15 protein-coding genes and 1 pseudogene are annotated in these 18517 nt (G+C 71.6%); 13 read left to right on the top strand and 3 right to left on the bottom strand.

What is annotated here, in order from left to right; all coding sequences use genetic code 11:
* The 4 genes and pseudogenes from ACWD6R_RS23365 to ACWD6R_RS23350 form a co-directional block, all read left to right on the top strand.
* A pseudogene (locus tag ACWD6R_RS23365) lies at window positions 1-153 on the top strand (flavodoxin-dependent (E)-4-hydroxy-3-methylbut-2-enyl-diphosphate synthase); the annotation flags it as partial.
* A 173-nt stretch (window positions 154-326) separates the two neighbouring features.
* Window positions 327-1187, top strand: coding sequence for a GNAT family N-acetyltransferase (locus ACWD6R_RS23360; RefSeq protein WP_451820471.1), 861 nt, complete (start codon window positions 327-329; stop codon window positions 1185-1187).
* Between the two features lie 138 nt (window positions 1188-1325).
* Complete coding sequence (locus tag ACWD6R_RS23355) at window positions 1326-1901, top strand: GNAT family N-acetyltransferase (RefSeq protein ID WP_451820470.1); 576 nt, start codon at window positions 1326-1328, stop codon at window positions 1899-1901.
* 73 nt (window positions 1902-1974) lie between these two features.
* Window positions 1975-3675, top strand: coding sequence for a proline--tRNA ligase (locus ACWD6R_RS23350; RefSeq protein ID WP_451820469.1), 1701 nt, complete (start codon window positions 1975-1977; stop codon window positions 3673-3675).
* 74 nt (window positions 3676-3749) lie between these two features.
* Here the strand turns inward: ACWD6R_RS23350 and ACWD6R_RS23345 are convergent, their stop codons facing one another.
* The 3 genes from ACWD6R_RS23345 to ACWD6R_RS23335 form a co-directional block, all read right to left on the bottom strand.
* Window positions 3750-4655, bottom strand: a complete 906-nt coding sequence (locus ACWD6R_RS23345; protein WP_451820468.1) for an aminoglycoside phosphotransferase family protein — start codon at window positions 4653-4655, stop codon at window positions 3750-3752.
* A gap of 136 nt (window positions 4656-4791) precedes the next feature.
* On the bottom strand, window positions 4792-5229 hold the full coding sequence (locus ACWD6R_RS23340; protein ID WP_451820467.1) for a ferritin-like domain-containing protein: 438 nt from the start codon (window positions 5227-5229) through the stop codon (window positions 4792-4794).
* The gene (locus tag ACWD6R_RS23335; RefSeq protein WP_451820473.1) at window positions 5226-5840 is read right to left on the bottom strand and encodes a hypothetical protein; all 615 of its coding nucleotides are present in this window, start codon (window positions 5838-5840) and stop codon (window positions 5226-5228) included. Before ACWD6R_RS23335 ends, ACWD6R_RS23340 begins: the two co-directional genes overlap by 4 nt.
* A 177-nt stretch (window positions 5841-6017) precedes the next feature.
* Between ACWD6R_RS23335 and rimP the strand changes: the two genes are divergently transcribed.
* From rimP to ACWD6R_RS23290, 9 genes are all read left to right on the top strand, one after another.
* The gene (gene rimP, locus ACWD6R_RS23330; protein WP_451820466.1) at window positions 6018-6515 is read left to right on the top strand and encodes a ribosome maturation factor RimP; all 498 of its coding nucleotides are present in this window, start codon (window positions 6018-6020) and stop codon (window positions 6513-6515) included.
* Window positions 6516-6517: 2 nt separating this feature from the next.
* Window positions 6518-7558 carry a transcription termination factor NusA gene (nusA, locus tag ACWD6R_RS23325; protein ID WP_451820465.1) on the top strand — a complete coding sequence of 347 codons (1041 nt, stop codon included), beginning with the start codon at window positions 6518-6520 and terminating at the stop codon, window positions 7556-7558.
* Window positions 7559-7768: 210 nt separating this feature from the next.
* On the top strand, window positions 7769-8047 hold the full coding sequence (locus ACWD6R_RS23320; RefSeq protein WP_451820464.1) for a YlxR family protein: 279 nt from the start codon (window positions 7769-7771) through the stop codon (window positions 8045-8047).
* Between the two features lie 149 nt (window positions 8048-8196).
* Window positions 8197-11337: a translation initiation factor IF-2 gene (gene infB / locus ACWD6R_RS23315; RefSeq protein ID WP_451820463.1), complete on the top strand. Its 3141-nt coding sequence runs from the start codon at window positions 8197-8199 to the stop codon at window positions 11335-11337.
* A gap of 137 nt (window positions 11338-11474) precedes the next feature.
* On the top strand, window positions 11475-11768 hold the full coding sequence (locus ACWD6R_RS23310; RefSeq protein ID WP_267001152.1) for a DUF503 domain-containing protein: 294 nt from the start codon (window positions 11475-11477) through the stop codon (window positions 11766-11768).
* Between the two features lie 101 nt (window positions 11769-11869).
* Window positions 11870-12334, top strand: a complete 465-nt coding sequence (gene rbfA, locus ACWD6R_RS23305; protein ID WP_451820462.1) for a 30S ribosome-binding factor RbfA — start codon at window positions 11870-11872, stop codon at window positions 12332-12334.
* A complete protein-coding gene (truB, locus tag ACWD6R_RS23300; RefSeq protein WP_451820461.1) occupies window positions 12331-13287 on the top strand; it encodes a tRNA pseudouridine(55) synthase TruB in 957 nt (318 codons plus the stop codon). Before rbfA ends, truB begins: the two co-directional genes overlap by 4 nt.
* Window positions 13288-13705: 418 nt before the next feature.
* Window positions 13706-17425, top strand: coding sequence for a trypsin-like peptidase domain-containing protein (locus ACWD6R_RS23295; RefSeq protein WP_451820460.1), 3720 nt, complete (start codon window positions 13706-13708; stop codon window positions 17423-17425).
* 43 nt (window positions 17426-17468) lie between these two features.
* Window positions 17469-18422: a bifunctional riboflavin kinase/FAD synthetase gene (locus ACWD6R_RS23290; protein ID WP_451820459.1), complete on the top strand. Its 954-nt coding sequence runs from the start codon at window positions 17469-17471 to the stop codon at window positions 18420-18422.
* Window positions 18423-18517 lie beyond the last annotated feature (95 nt).

Here is an 18517-nt window from a genome sequence, read left to right as displayed (position 1 = left end):
GGCAAGGGGCAGATCTTCGTCAAGGGCGAGGTCATCAAGACGGTTCCCGAGTCGAAGATCGTCGAGACGCTCATCGAAGAAGCCCTGAAGATCGCCGAGCAGATGGAGAAGGACGGCATCGCCTCCGGCGAGCCCGAGGTCTCCATCAGCTGAGGCCGAAGTGGCTGAGGCCGAATTCTTGCTTCTGTGACCGTGCCCCGTCCGACGAACAAGCCGTCGGGCGGGGCACGGTCGTGAGAGACCTCACGTGGCCGTGGATGCTGTTGACGGGCATGGGGCGGCGCCTGCCAGCCTCTTTCGGTACAGTGCGGAAATCAGCAGACCGCATGGTGAGGCCCCTTGTGTTGACGCAGACCACCACCCGGGTCCTCGAACCCAGCGACCTCGGCGCCGCGCTCGCCATCCTGGAGAGCGACCCCGTCGCCAATGCCTTCGTGACGTCCCGGGTCCAGATCGCAGGGCTCGATCCCTGGCGCCTCGGCGGCGAGATGTGGGGCTGGTACGCGGACGGCAGACTGCGTTCGCTCTGCTACTCCGGTGCCAATCTCGTACCCATCTGTGCCACCCCCGAGGCCATCAGGGCGTTCTCCGACCGGGCCCGTCGGGCCGGCCGCCGCTGTTCCTCGATCGTGGGTCCCGCCGAGCCCACCGCCCAGCTCTGGCGGCTGCTCGAACCGGGCTGGGGTCCCGCCCGCGAGGTCAGGGCCAACCAGCCGCTCATGGTCACCGAGAGCCCCGCCGCCGGCGTGACGCCCGACCCGCTGGTACGCCGCATCCGCAAGGACGAGATAGAGGTCCTGATGCCGGCCTGCGTGGCGATGTTCACCGAGGAGGTGGGCATTTCGCCGCTGGCCGGTGACGGCGGACTCCTCTACCAGGCACGCGTCGCCGAACTCATCGGCACCGGCCGCTCCTTCGCCCGGATCGAGGACGGCAAGGTTGTCTTCAAGGCGGAGATCGGCGCTGCCACCCCGCAGGCCTGCCAGATCCAGGGCGTCTGGGTCGCCCCCGAACACCGCGGCCGCGGCCTCTCCGAGACCGGGATGGCAGCGGTCCTGCGCTACGCACTGGCCGATGTCGCACCGGTCGTCAGCCTGTACGTGAACGACTACAACACCGCGGCCCGCAGGGCATACACCCGGGTCGGCTTCCGTGAGGTCGGCGCGTTCATGAGCGTGCTCTTCTGACCGGGACGAAGTGGCCGGGAGCGGAACGGCCCCGCCGGAGTGCCCGCTCGACGCAGCCGTCGGCAGCGCTCCTCCCCGTAACGGCGAGCACCCCTGACACGTACCCCACAGCCCGGCGCGGACAGTAGGGTTCGGCGCATGGCAGCTGATTCAGGGGGCGGCGCCCGCACTCCCAGTGTTCTGGTCGGGCCGATCGATCTCGCCGCGCGGGTGGACGAGGCGCTTGCCGTGCAGGCCGTCGCCTTCGGTCTCGGTCACGACGAGGTCCAGGTACGTCGCCATATCGTCCTCAGGCACCTCGAGCACCCCTGCGCCCGCGCCCTCGGCGCCACCACCGCGACCGGCCGACTCGTCGGGTTCGTCTACGGCATGCCCAACGAACGCGGCCACTGGTGGTCCACCGTCGTCGAGCCCTATCTGCGGGCCACCGGCTCCGAGGACTGGCTCGACGACTCCTTCGTGATCACCGAACTGCATGTCCATCCGGAGTTCCAGAACCGGGGCATCGGCCGCACCCTGATCACCACCATCACGGACGCCGTCGATCAGCCGCGCTCCATCCTCTCCGCCATCGACACGGAGAGCCCGGCACGTGGTCTGTATCGCACCCTCGGCTACCGGGACCTGGCCCGGAAGGTGCTGTTTCCCAGCGCTCCCAAGCCGTACGCGGTGATGGGAGCGCCTCTTCCGCTGCGCCGCCGGGACCGGGGCTGAACCAATCGATTTCCGCCCGCCCCCGCCACCCGGCTAACCTCCTGCACATCACCCTTCCGAGCAGGAGTTCATCATGGCCCAGGTCCAGCGCATGTCCCGATTGATGATCAAGACACTGCGCGACGACCCGGCGGACGCCGAGACGCTCAACCACAAGCTACTCGTCCGGGCCGGTTATGTACGTCGCACCGCGGCCGGCATCTGGACCTGGCTGCCCCTGGGCAAGAAGGTCCTGGAGAACATCACCCGCGTCGTGCGCGAGGAGATGGACGCCATCGGCGGCCAGGAAGTCCTGCTGCCCGCACTGCTGCCCAAGGAGTCGTACGACGCGAGCGGCCGCTACGACGAGTACGGCGACCTGCTCTTCCGGCTCAAGGACCGCAAGGGCGCCGAGTACCTCCTCGGCCCCACCCACGAAGAGATCTTCACCCAGGTCGTCAAGGATCAGATCACGTCCTACAAGGACCTGCCCGTGATCCTGTACCAGATCCAGACCAAGTACCGCGACGAGGCCCGCCCCCGCGCCGGCGTGCTGCGCGGCCGCGAGTTCCAGATGAAGGACTCGTACTCCTTCGACACCACCGACGAGGGTCTCATCGAGGCCTACCAGCTGCACCGCGCCGCCTACATCCGCATCTTCGAGCGGCTCGGTCTCGACCACCGCATCGTCTCCGCGGTCTCCGGTGCGATGGGCGGCTCGGCGTCCGAGGAGTTCCTGGCACCCGCCCCGGCCGGTGAGGACACCTTCGTCGACTGCCCTGCCTGCGACTACGCGGCCAACACGGAGGCCGTGACCTTCAAGGCCACCCCCGCGGACGGCTCGGCGCACGGTCCCGTCGAGGAGCTGGACACCCCCGACACCCCGACCATCGAGACGCTCGCGGCGCACCTCGGTGTCCCGGCCTCCGCGACGCTGAAGAACCTCCTGGTCAAGGTCGACGGCGAAATCGTTGCCGTGGGCCTGCCCGGCGACCGCGAGGTCGACCTCGGCAAGCTCGGCGAGCACCTCGCCCCCGCCGTGGTCGAGCTGGTCACCGCGGAGGACTTCGAGGGCCGTCCCGACCTGGTACGTGGCTACGTCGGCCCGCAAGGTCTGGAGAAGGTCCGCTACATCGCCGACCCGCGCATCGCCCCCGGCACCGCCTGGATCACCGGCGCCAACAAGCCCGGCACCCACGCGAAGAACGTCGTCTGCGGCCGCGACTTCGAGGTCGACGACTACCTCGATGTCGTCGTGGTCGAGGCGGGCGACCCGTGCCCCAAGTGCGGCACCGGCCTCAGGCTGGACCGTGCCATCGAGATCGGTCACATCTTCCAGCTGGGCCGCAAGTTCGCGGACGCGTTCCAGCTCGATGTGCTCGGCCAGAACGGCAAGCCGGTCCGGGTCACCATGGGCTCGTACGGCATCGGCGTCTCCCGCGCCGTTGCCGCTCTCGCCGAGCAGACCGCCGACGCGCAGGGTCTCTGCTGGCCCCGCGAGATCGCCCCGGCCGATGTCCACCTGGTCGCCGCGGGCAAGGCGCTCCAGACCGAGCTGGCCCTCGACGTCGCCGAGAAGCTCGGCGCCGCGGGCGTGCGGGTCCTGGTCGACGACCGTGCGGGCGTCTCGCCCGGTGTGAAGTTCACCGACGCCGAGCTGATCGGTGTCCCGAAGATCCTGGTCGCGGGCCGCCGCTCGGCCGAGGGCGTCCTGGAGCTCAAGGACCGCCGTACGGGCGAGCGCGAGGAGCTCACGGTCGACGAGGCGATCGCCCGTCTCGTGGCCCAGGGCTGACACCCGGAATCGCCGAAGGCCCCCGTGCTGTCCTACAGCACGGGGGCCTTCGGCCGTTCTGCGGGGCCGGGGCCCTACAGCCAGCCCGCGAACTCCAGCGACAGTTCGCCTTCCTGACGACGGCCGACGGTCAGCGCGCGGGTGCCCGACTCCACCGCACGGAACAACGTCCAGCCGTGGAGCCGTTCCCGGTCCACGTCCAGTGAATCCGCGAGCTTGTTGATCCGGCGACGGGCCGTCACGGGGCCGCCCGGGGAGGCGATGAGGTCCTCCACCCGGTCCCGTACCAGCCGCGCCAGGTCGTAGGCACGCTCGCCGACCAGCGGCTCAGGGCCGACCGTCAGCCAGGGCGCCCGTTCCCCCGCCAGCACCTTGCTCTGGCGGAAGTTGCCGTGCAGCAGCAGGACTTCGGGGGAGTGGGCGACGAGCTCCTCCCGCGCGGCCAGGGCCGCGGAGACCAGCGGTTCGAGCGCCGGGTCGGCCGCGGCGGCGGCCCGCATCGGGTCCGTGCACCGGCCGGTCCGCTCGGCGACCGTCTCGAAGGAGTGCCCGCTGGGCGGCTCGACCCACAGCCGTCGTACCGTACCCGCCGCCTCCAGGAGTGCCTTCGCCTCCGGCAGCGATCGCAGCGACACCTCGGGATGCAGCCGTTCCAGCAGCAGCGCGTCGCCGCCGGAGCCGAGAAGCCGGACCGCTCCCCAGCCGTTCCAGTGCGCCAGCGCCGCCTGTTCCAGATCGGGCGCCGCCCCGGCGGGAGCGATCTTGAGCACGGCCGGGGTGCCGTCGGCGCGGCGCACCAGCAGAACCAGGCTGCTGCGCCCACCGGGGGCAGCCACACGCTCGACAGTCAGTTCCGGCCCGTTGGCGGACAGCGACTCGTTGATCAGCTCGGGGAGCCGCGCGAGCCAGTCGGCGGCGGCCGTCTCCCCGTGCACCTCGCCGAGCGCTCGCACCAGACGCTGCGGCGGTTCGAAACCCATACGTGCTGTGTTCCCTTTCAGAGCCTTCATGAGTGCGTCGGACCGGTCCCGGTCTTCGCGTCGGTCACGTCCGTCGGACCGGTCCCGGGCTTCGCTTCGGTCCTGCCCGTCGCATCAGCCCTGCAGGCCAGCCCGCTCAGGCGGTGCCGTCGGCGGACCGCTCGGTGAGTCCGGGAAAGGTTACGCCGCTGCCTCGCCAGCGGACCGCACGCACCGCGGCCTCCCGCAGTGCGTCTGCGGCCTCTCGCCTGAGCGGCCCCCCGGCAGCCCGTACGAGGTCGGAGTAGACGCCCGCGATCCGGTCCTCCAGCACGGCGGCGAGCTTCACCGCTGCCGCCGAATCCGGCACCGCGAACGGCAGAGCGTACGCGGACTCCGCCGCCACCGGCTCACCGCCCAGGTCGCGTACGGTCCGCACCAGTGTGTCGCGCCGGGCCCGGTGCTGGCGGTAGGCGGCCGTCGCCTCCGCCCGGCGGCCGCCGGCGACCCGGCCGCCGACCACCCCGTACCCGTACACCGCCGCATGCTCGGCGGCGAGCGATGCCTGCGCCGCCTGCAGCGTCAGCGCACTCATGACGAGGTCTCCTTGGCCAGTTCGGTCAACAGGTAGGCGTGGGCTGCGCCGGCGGCCGCGATCGACGCGAGCAGCCGGGCCAGCTCGGGTGGCGCTGTCAGGAGCGTCGCCGTGTGGGCGTCAGCGGTGCGGCGTTCCGCCGCGGCCAGTTCCTTGACGGCGGTCTTGGCGTCGGCGGTGGGTGAACCCGAAACGGTGGGCGAACCCGAGGGGGCGGGTGGACCCGAAACGGCCGGTGCCCGGTCCGCGCCGCGCATCGCAGTCGTGCCCGCGGTTTCGCCGGCACCCGGCCGCGCCGTCCTGTCCGCCCCGGGCGACAGCGCCTCCGTATGGGCCCGTACGGCGTCCCGCAGCGGTGCGAGCCCGGCCGCGGTCGCCGGATGGGCCGTGACGACCTGCTCGTACTGGGCGAGCAGGGTGCCGCTCGTCCGCGCGGCCGTCATCCGCAGCGTGCTCTCTGTCTTCGCCGCCGCCTCCCGCGCACCGGCCGGCGCAGAACCCTTTCGGCCCTTGCCGCTGTCGCCGTCGCCGCAGCCGGCCAGCGCCGCCCCCAGGGCGATCGCCCCCGTTACGGTGAGCGCACCCCTGCGCGTCGTCCCCGTGCGCCGCACCTGTTCTCCTTCGGGCATTGATCTGTCCTGACTGGATCTGTCCTGAAGTGATCACTGCAGGCGAGCGTACCCGCGGCTGAGCGGTCGGCGGACGGCAACACCCCTCGGGACCGGATACCCTTTGACCTGACACGCGACGAACCACACAACAGCACACGCGGCCGAGGAGTCACCCGGATGAGCACCACCCAGAGCGAGAGGCTGCGCGGGCTGCTCGAACCGCTCGTCAGCGCCAAGCAGCTGGATCTTGAAGAGATCGAGGTGTCCCGGGCCGGCCGCCGACGTGTGCTGCGCATCGTCGTGGATTCCGACGAGGGCGTGGAGCTCGACGCCTGCGCGGAGCTGAGCCGCGCGATCTCCGAGGAGCTCGACGAGACCGACGCGATGGGTGAGGACGAGTACGTCCTCGAAGTGAGCTCTCCCGGTGCCGACCGTCCGCTGACGGAGCACCGCCACTACGTACGCGCCACCGGTCGCCTGGCCAAGCTGCAGCTGCATGAGGGCGGCGAGCTGGTCGCCCGCATCATCGCTGTCGACGACGAGGGGCTCGACCTCGAAGTGCCGGGCGTCAAGGGCCGCAAGCCCACGTCCCGCCGGGTCCCCTTCGACGGGATCGCCAAGGCGCGCGTGGAGATCGAATTCAACCGCAAGGACAAGAAGGAAGAGGAGGCGTAGCCGTGGACATCGATGTGAAGCTCTTGAGGGGCTTGGCACAGGACAAGGAGATCCCCTTCGACGTGCTCGTCGAGGCGATCGAGTCGGCCCTCCTCATCGCCTACCACCGCACCGACGGGAGCTACCGCCGTGCGCGCGTGGAGCTCGACGAGCGCGGCCATGTGACGGTGTGGGCGAAGGAGGACCCGGCCGACCTCGAAGAGGGCCAGGAGCCGAAGGAGTTCGACGACACCCCGTCCGGCTTCGGCCGGATCGCCGCGACCACCGCCAAGCAGGTCATCCTGCAGCGGCTGCGCGACGCCGAGGACGACAGGACGTTCGGCGAATACGCGGGCCACGAGGGCGATGTCGTCACCGGTGTGGTCCAGCAGGGCAAGGACCCGAAGAACGTCCTGGTCGACATCGGCAAGCTCGAAGCGATCCTGCCGGTGCAGGAGCAGGTGCCGGGCGAGGACTACACCCACGGGCTGCGGCTGCGTACGTATGTCGTGCGGGTCGCCAAGGGCGTCCGCGGTCCGTCCGTGACCCTCTCCCGGACGCACCCCAGCCTGGTCAAGAAGCTCTTCGCGCTGGAGGTCCCGGAGATCGCCGACGGTTCCGTCGAGATCTGCGCGATCGCCCGCGAGGCCGGCCACCGCACCAAGATCGCGGTCCGTTCGACCCGCTCGGGTCTGAACGCCAAGGGCGCCTGCATCGGCCCGATGGGCGGCCGTGTACGCAATGTCATGGCCGAGCTGCACGGCGAGAAGATCGACATCGTGGACTGGTCGGACGACCCGGCCGAGATGGTCGCCAACGCGCTGTCGCCCGCCCGGGTGAGCAAGGTCGAGGTCGTGGACCTCGGAGCGCGGTCCGCCCGGGTCACGGTCCCCGACTACCAGCTTTCGCTCGCCATCGGCAAGGAGGGCCAGAACGCCCGCCTCGCCGCCCGCCTCACCGGCTGGCGCATCGACATCCGCCCGGACACCGAGACCGACGCCGAGCGGGACATCGCCGACCGTGAGCGGGCCGAGCGGGCCCGGGACCGGTCCGAGCGCGGCTGAACCGGTACGGGACCGGTCCGAGGAGTGGACCGGCGCCGTCCGGACGATGGACCGCAACGGTCCGGAGACCGGCCGGGCCCGGGTCCGGAGTACGGGACCGATGCCGGTCCCGGGGAATAAATCCACGCGGAATGCCGCTGAGATCACGACAACGTCCGTTCGATTTTTACCCCAAAGGGGTGAGGTCGGTGCGGGGAGGTAGACTTAACCGTGTCTGGCCGGACGCACGCCCGCGCTTGCCCTGAGCGAACCTGCGTGGGATGCCGGGAGCGAGCGGCCAAGAGCGAGCTGCTGCGCATCGTGGTGGATGAGGACGCATGCGTCCCCGATCCTCGCGGTACGCTGCCCGGCCGGGGTGCATACGTGCACCCCGTCACTGTCTGTCTCGACCTGGCGGTTCGCCGTCGGGCATTCCCCCGGGCCTTCAAGGCCAAGGGGTCGTTCGATTCCACGGCAGTGCAGCGGTATGTCGAGCGGGTGACACCGTAAGGAACGAGAACGGCACGGGACCCCGTGCGGTCAGGTACCTCGCGAGTTGGAAGTAGGTCGAGATTGCGATGAGCACTCGATGAGTACGCGATGAGTACGCCCATGAAGTAGCGACGGTCCGGCGGTAACCCGGACCTAAAAGGAGCGAAGTGGCTAAGGTCCGGGTATACGAACTCGCCAAGGAGTTCGGCGTCGAGAGCAAGGTCGTCATGGCCAAGCTCCAAGAACTCGGTGAGTTCGTCCGTTCGGCGTCCTCGACGATCGAGGCGCCGGTTGTACGCAAGTTGACTGACGCACTGCAGGGGCCCGGCGGCAACGCCGGCAAGTCCGCTGCGAAGCCTGGCGCGCCCCGCAAGGCCGCGCCCGTAAAGCCCGCAGCGCCCTCCCCGGCCGCTGCGGCACGTCCCGCTGCCCCGAAGCCCGGCGCCCCGGCCCCCAAGCCGGCCGCAGCCGAGGCCCCCAGCAGCACCCCTTCCGCTGCCGCGCCTTCCGCGCCGTCTGCGGGCCCGCGTCCGGGTCCGAAGCCCGCGCCGAAGCCCGCTCCGGTCACCCCGGTGCCCGCGGCAGAGTTCTCCGCTCCGGCCCAGCCGGCCGCGCCGCAGCAGGCCCCGCGTCCCGCGGCTGCCACCCCCGGTCCTCGCCCCGCCCGTCCGGCCCCGGCCGGCGGTCAGCGTGACGGCGGCCGCGGTGGCGAGCGTGACGGTGGCCGTGACGGTGGCCGTGGTGGCGAGCGTGACGGTGGCCGTGGCGGCGACCGTCCGGCCCGTCCCGCAGGCCAGGGCGCCCCGCGCCCCGGCGGCTCCCGTCCGGCCGGTCCCCGTCCGGGCAACAACCCCTTCACCTCCGGTGGCTCGACGGGCATGGCCCGTCCGCAGGCACCCCGTCCCGGTGGCGCCCCGCGTCCCGGTGGCGGCCAGGAGCGTCCCGGCGCCCCGCGTCCGCAGGGCGGCCCCGGTGGCGCCCCGCGTCCGCAGGGCCAGGGCGGTGCCCGTCCGACTCCGGGCGGCATGCCCCGTCCGCAGGCTCCGCGTCCGGGCGGTGCGCCCGGTGGTAACCGTCCGAACCCGGGCATGATGCCGCAGCGTCCCGCTGCCGGCCCGCGTCCCGGTGGTGGCCCCGGCGGTGGCCGTGGTCCCGGTGGCGGCGCAGGCCGTCCCGGTGGCGGTGGCGGCGGTGCAGGTCGTCCCGGCGGCGGCTTCGCCGGTCGTCCGGCCGGTCCCGGTGGCGGTGGCGGCGGCTTCGCCGGTCGCCCCGGTGGCGGCGGTGGCGGTGGCGGCGCAGGCCGTCCCGGTGGTGGCGGCGGCGGCTTCGGCGGTCGTCCCGGCTTCGGCGGACGCCCCGGCGGCCCCGGTGCCCGTGGTGGCACACAGGGTGCGTTCGGCCGTCCCGGCGGTCCCGCGCGTCGTGGTCGCAAGTCGAAGCGGCAGAGGCGCCAGGAGTACGAGGCCATGCAGGCCCCGTCGGTGGGCGGCGTCATGCTGCCTCGCGGCAACGGACAGGCTGTCCGGCTGTCGCGCGGTGCCTCCCTCACCGACTTCGCAGAGAAGATCAACGCCAACCCGGCGTCGCTCGTCGCCGTGATGATGAACCTCGGCGAGATGGTCACTGCCACGCAGTCCGTCTCCGACGAGACTCTGAAGCTGCTGGCCGACGAGATGAACTACATCCTCGAGATCGTCAGCCCGGAGGAGGAGGACCGCGAGCTGCTCGAGTCCTTCGACATCGAGTTCGGCGAGGACGAGGGCGGCGAAGAGGCTCTGGTCTCGCGTCCGCCGGTCGTGACCGTCATGGGTCACGTCGACCACGGTAAGACCCGACTGCTGGACGCGATCCGCAAGACGAACGTCGTTGCGGGCGAGGCCGGCGGCATCACGCAGCACATCGGTGCGTACCAGGTCTCCTCCGAGGTCAACGGTGAGGACCGCAGGATCACCTTCATCGACACCCCGGGTCACGAGGCGTTCACCGCCATGCGTGCCCGTGGTGCGAAGTCCACCGACATCGCGATCCTCGTGGTGGCGGCGAACGACGGTGTGATGCCCCAGACGATCGAGGCGCTGAACCACGCCAAGGCGGCCGACGTGCCGATCGTGGTCGCGGTCAACAAGATCGACGTCGAGGGTGCCGACCCGACCAAGGTGCGCGGTCAGCTCACCGAGTTCGGTCTGGTGGCCGAGGAGTACGGCGGCGACACGATGTTCGTCGACATCTCCGCCAAGCAGGGCCTCAACATCGAGGCTCTTCTGGAGGCCGTCGTCCTCACCGCCGACGCCTCGCTCGACCTGCGGGCCAACCCGGAGCAGGACGCGCAGGGTATTGCGATCGAGTCCCACCTCGACCGCGGCCGCGGTGCCGTTGCGACCGTCCTGGTCCAGCGAGGCACGCTGCGGGTCGGCGACACGATGGTGGTCGGCGACGCGTACGGCCGAGTCCGCGCGATGCTCGACGACAAGGGCGAGAACGTCGAGGAAGCGGGTCCGTCGACCCCCGTCCTGGTACTCGGTCTCACCAATGTCCCGGGCGCCGGCGACAACTTCCTGGTCGTCGACGAGGACCGTACGGCCCGTCAGATCGCTGAGAAGCGTGCCGCCCGTGAGCGCAACGCCAACTTCGCCCGCAAGGGTGTCCGGTTCTCCCTGGAGAACCTCGACGAGGCGCTCAAGGCCGGTCTGGTCCAGGAACTCAACCTCATCATCAAGGGCGACGCGTCCGGTTCGGTGGAGGCTCTCGAGTCCTCGCTGCTCCAGCTCGACGTCGGTGACGAGGTCGACATCCGGGTCCTGCACCGCGGTGTGGGTGCGGTCACCGAGTCGGACATCGACCTGGCGACCGGCTCCGACGCCATCGTGATCGGCTTCAACGTGCGCGCCGCAGGGCGTGCGCAGCAGATGGCCGAGCGCGAAGGTGTGGACGTCCGGTACTACTCGGTCATCTACCAGGCGATCGAAGAGATCGAAGCGGCCCTCAAGGGCATGCTCAAGCCGGAGTACGAAGAGGTCGAGCTCGGTACGGCGGAGATCCGCGAGATCTTCCGCTCGTCCAAGCTGGGCAACATCGCCGGTGTGCTGGTCCGGTCCGGCGAGGTCAAGCGCAACACCAAGGCGCGCCTGCTGCGCGATGGCAAGGTCATCGCGGAGAACCTCAACATCTCCGGTCTGCGCCGCTTCAAGGACGACGTCACCGAGATCCGCGAAGGCTTCGAGGGCGGTATCAACCTCGGAAACTTCAACGACATCAAGATCGACGACGTCATCGCGACGTACGAGATGCGCGAGAAGCCGCGAGGCTGACCCGTACCTCAACAGTCGGGGCCGGTCGACGGGTCGTATTTCCGTCGATCGGCCCCGGCCGTTCCGTGTACGGTTCTTGTGTCCCTGCCAAGCGCTGGCAGGGCGCGAACCCGAACCGGCGGGACATCCGGACATCCATGTATGTGGGGACACTGTCCTTCGATCTGCTCCTCGGCGACGTACGGTCGTTGAAGGAGAAACGCTCCATCGTCCGTCCGATCGTCGCCGAGCTCCAGCGCAAGTACGCGGTGAGTGCGGCGGAGACGGGCGGACAGGATCTCCATCGCAGGGCCGAGATCGGTCTTGCCATGGTCTCCGGGGACACCGGGCACCTCACGGACGTACTGGACCGGTGCGAGCGGCTGGTGGCCGCCCGGCCCGAGGTGGAGCTGCTGTCGGTTCGGCGGCGGCTGCACAGCGACGAAGACTGAACAACATCAGAACAGTCAGACGTGGAATCGTCCGATGCGGAAGCGCAGGACGCCGGAAGCGTCGGACCGTAAGCAACCCCAGAAGGAAGAGTGACGGACCGGTGAGCGACAACGCGCGGGCCCGAAAGCTGGCCGATCGCATCCAGGTCGTGGTCGCGGAGACCCTGGACCGGCGTATCAAGGATCCGCGGCTCGGATTCGTGACGATCACGGACGCCCGGGTCACCGGCGACCTGCGGGAGGCCACGGTCTTCTACACGGTCTACGGCGACGACGAGGAGCGGGCGGCCTCCGCCGCGGCGCTGGAGAGCGCCAAGGGCGTGCTCCGGTCCGAGGTCGGCCGGCAGACCGGGGTCCGGTTCACGCCGACCCTGGCCTTCGTCCCGGACGCCCTGCCGGACAATGCCCGCACCATCGAGGACCTCCTCGACAAGGCGCGGGCCAAGGACGCGGAGGTCCGCGAGGTGTCCACCGGTGCGAAGTACGCGGGCGACGCCGACCCGTACCGCAAGCCGGAGGATGCCGCCGACGAGTCCGACGAGAACGAGGGCTCAGCCTCCGAATGACACAGCAGAACAAGACGCCCGGTCAGAGGAGCGGGAGCGAAGCGACCTCGGGCAAGGGTGGCGGCGGGCGACGGGAGGGCGGCCTTGTCATCGTCGACAAGCCGTCCGGCTTCACTTCGCACGACGTCGTCGCCAAGATGCGCGGCATCGCCCGCACCCGCCGCGTCGGCCACGCCGGCACGCTGGACCCGATGGCGACGGGCGTTCTCGTGCTCGGCGTCGAGAAGGCCACCAAGCTGCTCGGTCACCTCGCGCTGACCGAGAAGGAGTACCTGGGCACGATCCGCCTCGGCCAGGTCACCGTCACGGACGACGCGGAGGGCGAGATCACGTCGTCCACCGACGCGTCGGGCGTCACGCGTGAGGGCATCGACGCGGGTGTCGCCGCACTGACCGGCGCGATCATGCAGGTGCCGTCCAAGGTCAGCGCCATCAAGATCGACGGCAAGCGGTCGTACGCACGGGTGCGCGGCGGCGAGGAGTTCGAGATCCCGGCCCGGCCGGTGACCATCTCGTCCTTCAACGTCTACGACGTCCGTGAGGCGGTCGCGGAGGACGGGACTTCGGTCGTCGACCTGGTCGTCTCCGTCGTCTGCTCCTCCGGTACGTACATCCGTGCCCTCGCCCGCGATCTCGGCGCCGGGCTCGGCGTCGGCGGGCATCTGACCGCGCTGCGGCGCACCCGCGTCGGTCCGTACGGTCTCGATGCGGCGCGGACGCTCGATCAGCATCAGGAGAAGCTGACCGTGATGCCGGTCGCGGAGGCCGCCGCCGCGGCGTTCCCGCGCTGGGACGTGGACGAGAAGCGGGCCAAGCTGCTGCTGAACGGCGTGCGGCTGGACATGCCCTCCTACCCGCCGGGGCCGGTCGCGGTCTTCGGGCCCGACGGGACCTTCCTGGTGCTCGTCGAGGAGCAGAAGGGCAAGGCCAAGAGCCTCGCCGTCTTCGCCTGAGAGCCTGTCGGGTGACCTTCGATCGGAAAGCGGACGCGGTCTGGTGCGTGCGATTCCAAGGCGCCGGAAGGCCCTCGGATGGGGTCTCCCCTGTTCGAACGAAGCTGAGAGCTTGGGGAAGGAGCTACTAGGGCGTTTCGGCAACGCGGGAAGCGTGCGTGCCAAAGCGTGGCCGCCCGATCAGAGGTCACCCGACAGGCTCTGAGGGGACGGGTTCCGCCGGTCCCTGATCCGGTTCCCCATCGTGGAGCGGGCAGCCCCCCGTGCCCGCTCCACGATCCCCCCTCTGGTGTCTGTCCACCGGAACCCGCTGAATCACCTGAATGGGCAGGCGCTCGGAGTGACTCAGGGGTGCACTTGGGGGCGCTTTTGCTCCGAGTGCTTCTCGCGCCGATCATCGCCGACCTAACGTCGGACCATGGGAAGCGGGGACCGGTCGACGCTGGTACGTATCTGCGATCCGGCCGGCCGGCTCCGAGGGACCGGGTTCGTCGCGGACGACCGCGGCACGGTCGTGACCAGTCATGAAGCGGTCGACGGACTTGCCCGGCTCGTCCTGTACGGAACAGGTGACCGGAGCCGCTCCGTCGGGGCCGAGGCGATCACCGCGCTCCCGGAGCTGGACCTCGCGCTCGTGCGCACCGGGGGGCTCGATGTGCTCGGCGTGGAGCCGCTGCCGATCGTCCTGCGGGACCGGATCGAGCCGGGTACGTACGTGCGCATCGCCGCCCATGGGTGGCGGGAGGCGCGGGTGCTGGGCATGGTGCCCGTGACGTACGGCGCGGCCGGCCGTTCTCACCGGGTCGGCGCCGCCCTGGAGCTGGCGCTCGGCACGGACGGCAGCGACGCCCTGCGGCTGCGCGGCGCGGCGATCGGCGGGCCCGTGCTCGATCCGCAGACCGGCGCTGTCATCGCGGTGCTCGGCACCGCCCTGCGCGCCGCACACTCTGCCGCCGGGTTCGCGGTGCCGCTCACGGGCGGGGAAGCCGAAGGGCCGCTGGGCGCGCTGCTGCGGCGCAACGCGACAAGCGTCCCCGGGTACGGGCGTGACCTCAATCTTGCGGGCGCCCTGCAGCTCACCGCGATGTCGATCGGTTCGGCAGGCGGTCCCAGCGCCTGGCCCGACCCCGTCGAACGCCCGGACACCACTGCGGAGTTCACGGCGTTCACGGCCGCCGGAGAGCGTCCCGAGGTCGTCCTCGGCCTGGTGGGAGTACCGGGTACCGGCCGCACCACCGAACTCGCCGCGCTCGCCGCCCGCCGCACCCGCGGCTCCGACCCCGCCCTCACCGTCTGGCTGCGTGGCGCCGACCTGCTGGCCGAGGACACCTCGGTGGCCGACGCGATCGCCCGTACGCTCGGCCGGGCCGGGCGGATCGTCACCGCGGCCGGGGCCGGGGGCGACATGGCGACCGCCACTCCCGAGCGGGTGGCACAGCTCGCCGCGGACTCGGAAAACCCGGTGCTCGTCCTGCTGGACGGCCCCGAGGAGATACCGCCCCTCCTCGCCCACCGGCTGGACCGGTGGACCGCCGGAACGGTCGGATGGCTGCGGGACAACGGGGTGCGCCTCGTGGTCGCCTGCCGGCCCGAGCACTGGGAGACCGCCGGTGCGTTCTGCCCGCCCGACGCACTGCACCGCCCCGCCGGTCCGGCCCGCGGACTTCCGTCCGCCGTGCGCCTGGGCGATCTCACCGCGAGCCAGGCCGAACAGGCCCGGGAGCGGTACGCCCTCCCGTCCGGTGCCCTCGCCCCCGGCCACGACCGGCACCCGCTCACCCTGCGGCTGCTCGCCGAGGTACGCAGGGCGCTCCCCGCGGACGTGCCCGGGCAGCCGGACTCGGAGGACGTCTTCGGCGCCCATCTGGACCTGATGTGCCTGCGCATCGCGGTCCGTATCGCTGCGGCGTCCCGCCCGGCCCTCAGGGGCACGGCGGTGCGGCGGCTGGCCGCGCAGGTTGCCGGGCAGGTCCACGAGGCCGCACGGCGCTGTCTGGGACCGGGGCAGGGGGAACTGGACCGGGCGGCTTTCGAGGAGGTCTTCCCCTGGCGCACGGGCTGGGCCCCGGCGGTCCTCACCGAGGGGCTGCTCATCCCGGCGGGCGCGGGCTACCGCTTCGCCCACGAGGAGCTGGGGGACTGGGTGCAGGGCGCGCATCTGGACCTGGACGCGGCGCTCCGGGCCCTGGTGCACCGGTGGCACGCGGACGAGCCGGGTCAGCCGGGGAGGGCGGCGCAGGCGGCGGCGCAGGAGCGTGTTCCGGCACCCCGGAGCTCCCAGCCGGACAGCCGCCGGACACTGCCCGGTGCGGAACCGACAGCTCCGGCGGCGTCGCGGGAGCGCCGCACCCTCCCCGTACCGCGCCATCGGATCGGCCCGGTGATCCAGGCACTCCTGCTCCTGGGCCGCCGCCAGGGCTCTGCCGCGCTCGCCCACCGGCTGGCCGATCTGATCGAGGCGATGGACCGGCTGTCGACACGGACGGACGGGGAAGCCGAGGGCCGGGCACCGGCCGACGGCGCCGAGAGGGCCGGGCCGCTGCGCGATGCCTCCTGGTGGGCCGCCCACCTGCTCGCGGAGACGCTGCTCCGGGTGCCCGACGCCAGGCCGTACCTCGGGGTGGCCCGGCTGCTCACGGGGCGCATCGTCCGACGCGCCGGTGCGCTCGGGGCCTACGGCGAGTTCGGCCCGTGGTTCTGGCGGCGGCTGCGGCTGCCCGAGGCGGACCGGATCGATCTGCTGCGGCGGCTGCTGCCCGCGGACGGTCCCCCATGCGGGGACGGGGGCCGCGACCGGGACACCGGCCGGGACGGTGAGGACGACGCCCGTGACGGCGGCAGCAACGGGGAGGAGCGGTTCCTGGACGTGGTGGCCCGGCGGCTCGTCGCCCAGCCCCGGACCGTGCAGCCCCTTCTCTGCCTCTGGTTCACCGATGAGCGCCCGCTGCCCGCCGAGGACGGTGCGGCGATGCGGCCGACCGTGGCCGCCGCCGCGCAGGCGCTGCTGTACGCCCGCCGTGATCTCGCGGTCGACGATCTGACCGACGCCCTCGTCGCGACCGTGCATCCCCGCGCCGACGAGCTGCTCACCGCGCTCGCCGAGGACGAGCCGGCCGTGCTCTGCCGGGCCGTCGATCGCTGGGCACGCGACGACGACCGGCGGGCCCGGCGCGTTGCCGCCGCCTCGTACGGGCTTGTCACCGCACCGCACGCCACCCGTGACACCGACCGTGAGCTCCTGCGCCGCTCCGCGCTCTCCCTGCTGGCCCACCCCGGCGACATCGATCTGCACGGGGCCGCGCTCGTCCTCCTGGTGCGCGATCCGCACACCAGGGACCGCTATCTGCCCCAGGCCCTGCGGGTCTTCGTGCAGGGCGATCCGTATCTGTCCGCGGCCGAGCTCGCCGTCGCCCTGCCGACGCATCGCGAGCCGGTGATCGGCGCGTTCCGGGACCGGCTCACCCGGCCCGGGGACAGTGCGGGTGAGGCGCTGCGCTCCCTCGCCGGGATCGACGCCCCGGCGCTGGCCCTGCACGCGGCCGGGCTGGTACGGGCGTACGCCGACAGCCATCCGGACGGCGGCGCGCACGTGGCCGCGTACCTCGACCGCAGGCTGGAGCACGGGCCCGCCGCCCGCGCCCTGCTGCTGCCCCTGGTGACCGGCCTCCTGCGGGACCGGGCCGCTCCCGCGCCCGTGCGCGGCGCGCTCGCCCGGGTGCTTGCCGCGCCGGGTACGCCCGCCTCCGGAGTGCTGCGGGCCGAGCTGCTGGAAGTCCTGCTGGAGTTCGAGCAGGGCGCCCACCGGGACCCGGTCGTCCTCGACGCGCTGCTCTGCGCGGCGGCCGCCGGATCCGACCGGCGTGCGCAGGTCCGTACCCGGGCGCTCGTCCACCGCACCGGGATGCTGATGGTCCGCACCCCTGAGGGCGCCGCCCGTTTCGATCGCCGGCTGGTCGAATTGGCCCGGGACGTGCCCGGATTTGCGGAACTGGTCACCGGGTGGCTGGCCGATGCCCCGCAGGAGTGGGCGGCGGTCATCGGCCCCGGTGCGCGGCGGACCGTGGAGGCGGTGCCCACCGCGATGCCGATGCCGATGCAGGCCGCGGGTCGTGGGCATGGCAGTCTTAGACCTGCATAAGAGATACACCCACGTACACAGGTTCGGGCGAGGAGCGGTCAGAGTGCAGCGCTGGCGTGGCTTGGAGGACATCCCCCAGGACTGGGGACGCGGCGTCGTCACCATCGGCTCCTACGACGGGGTGCACCGCGGACACCAGCTGATCATCGGCAGAGCCGTCGACCGGGCGCGCGAGCTCGGCGTTCCGTCGGTCGTCGTGACCTTCGACCCGCACCCCAGCGAGGTCGTACGGCCCGGCAGCCACCCGCCCCTGCTCGCCCCGCACCACCGGCGCGCGGAGCTGATGGCCGAGCTGGGCGTGGATGCGCTGCTGATCCTGCCGTTCACCACCGAGTTCTCGAAGCTGGCGCCCGCCGACTTCATCGTGAAGGTGCTGGTCGACAAGTTGCATGCGCAGCTCGTCATCGAGGGCCCCAACTTCCGTTTCGGTCACAGGGCCGCGGGGAACGTGCAGCTGCTCACCGAGTTCGGCGCGACGTACGACTACGGCGTCGAGGTCATCGATCTGGTTCTGAGCGGTGAGGCGGGAGGCGGCGAGCCGTTCTCCTCCACCCTCACCCGCAGGCTCGTCGCCGAGGGCGATGTGGCGGGCGCCGCCGAGGTCCTGGGCCGCCCGCACCGGGTCGAGGGCATCGTCGTCCGCGGCGCGCAGCGCGGCCGCGCACTGGGCTTCCCGACGGCGAACGTGGAGACCCTGCCGCACACTGCGATCCCCGCCGACGGCGTATACGCGGGCTGGCTGAACGTGGACGACGAGGCGATGCCCGCCGCGATCTCGGTCGGCACGAACCCGCAGTTCGACGGCACGGAGCGGACGGTCGAGGCGTACGCGATCGACCGCGTCGGTCTTGATCTGTACGGGCTGCATGTCTCCGTCGACTTCCTCGCGTACGTCCGCGGGATGCAGAAGTTCGACTCGATAGACGACCTGCTGGTGGCGATGGCCGCCGATGTGAAGCGGGCCGGCGAGCTGATCGCGGCGTACGACCGCGGCTGACCTTCGTCGGGTACGCCTCGGGCCGGAACCGCGGGCAGCGGTCCCGGCCGGAGCCGTGCAGGGCGCGGGTCGGCCTTACGACCTCACCCACGATT

This window comes from Streptomyces sp. NPDC005151, assembly GCF_053599875.1.
The sequence above is the reverse complement of the archived record's forward strand: the minus strand, read 5'-3'. Positions and strand labels throughout refer to the sequence as shown.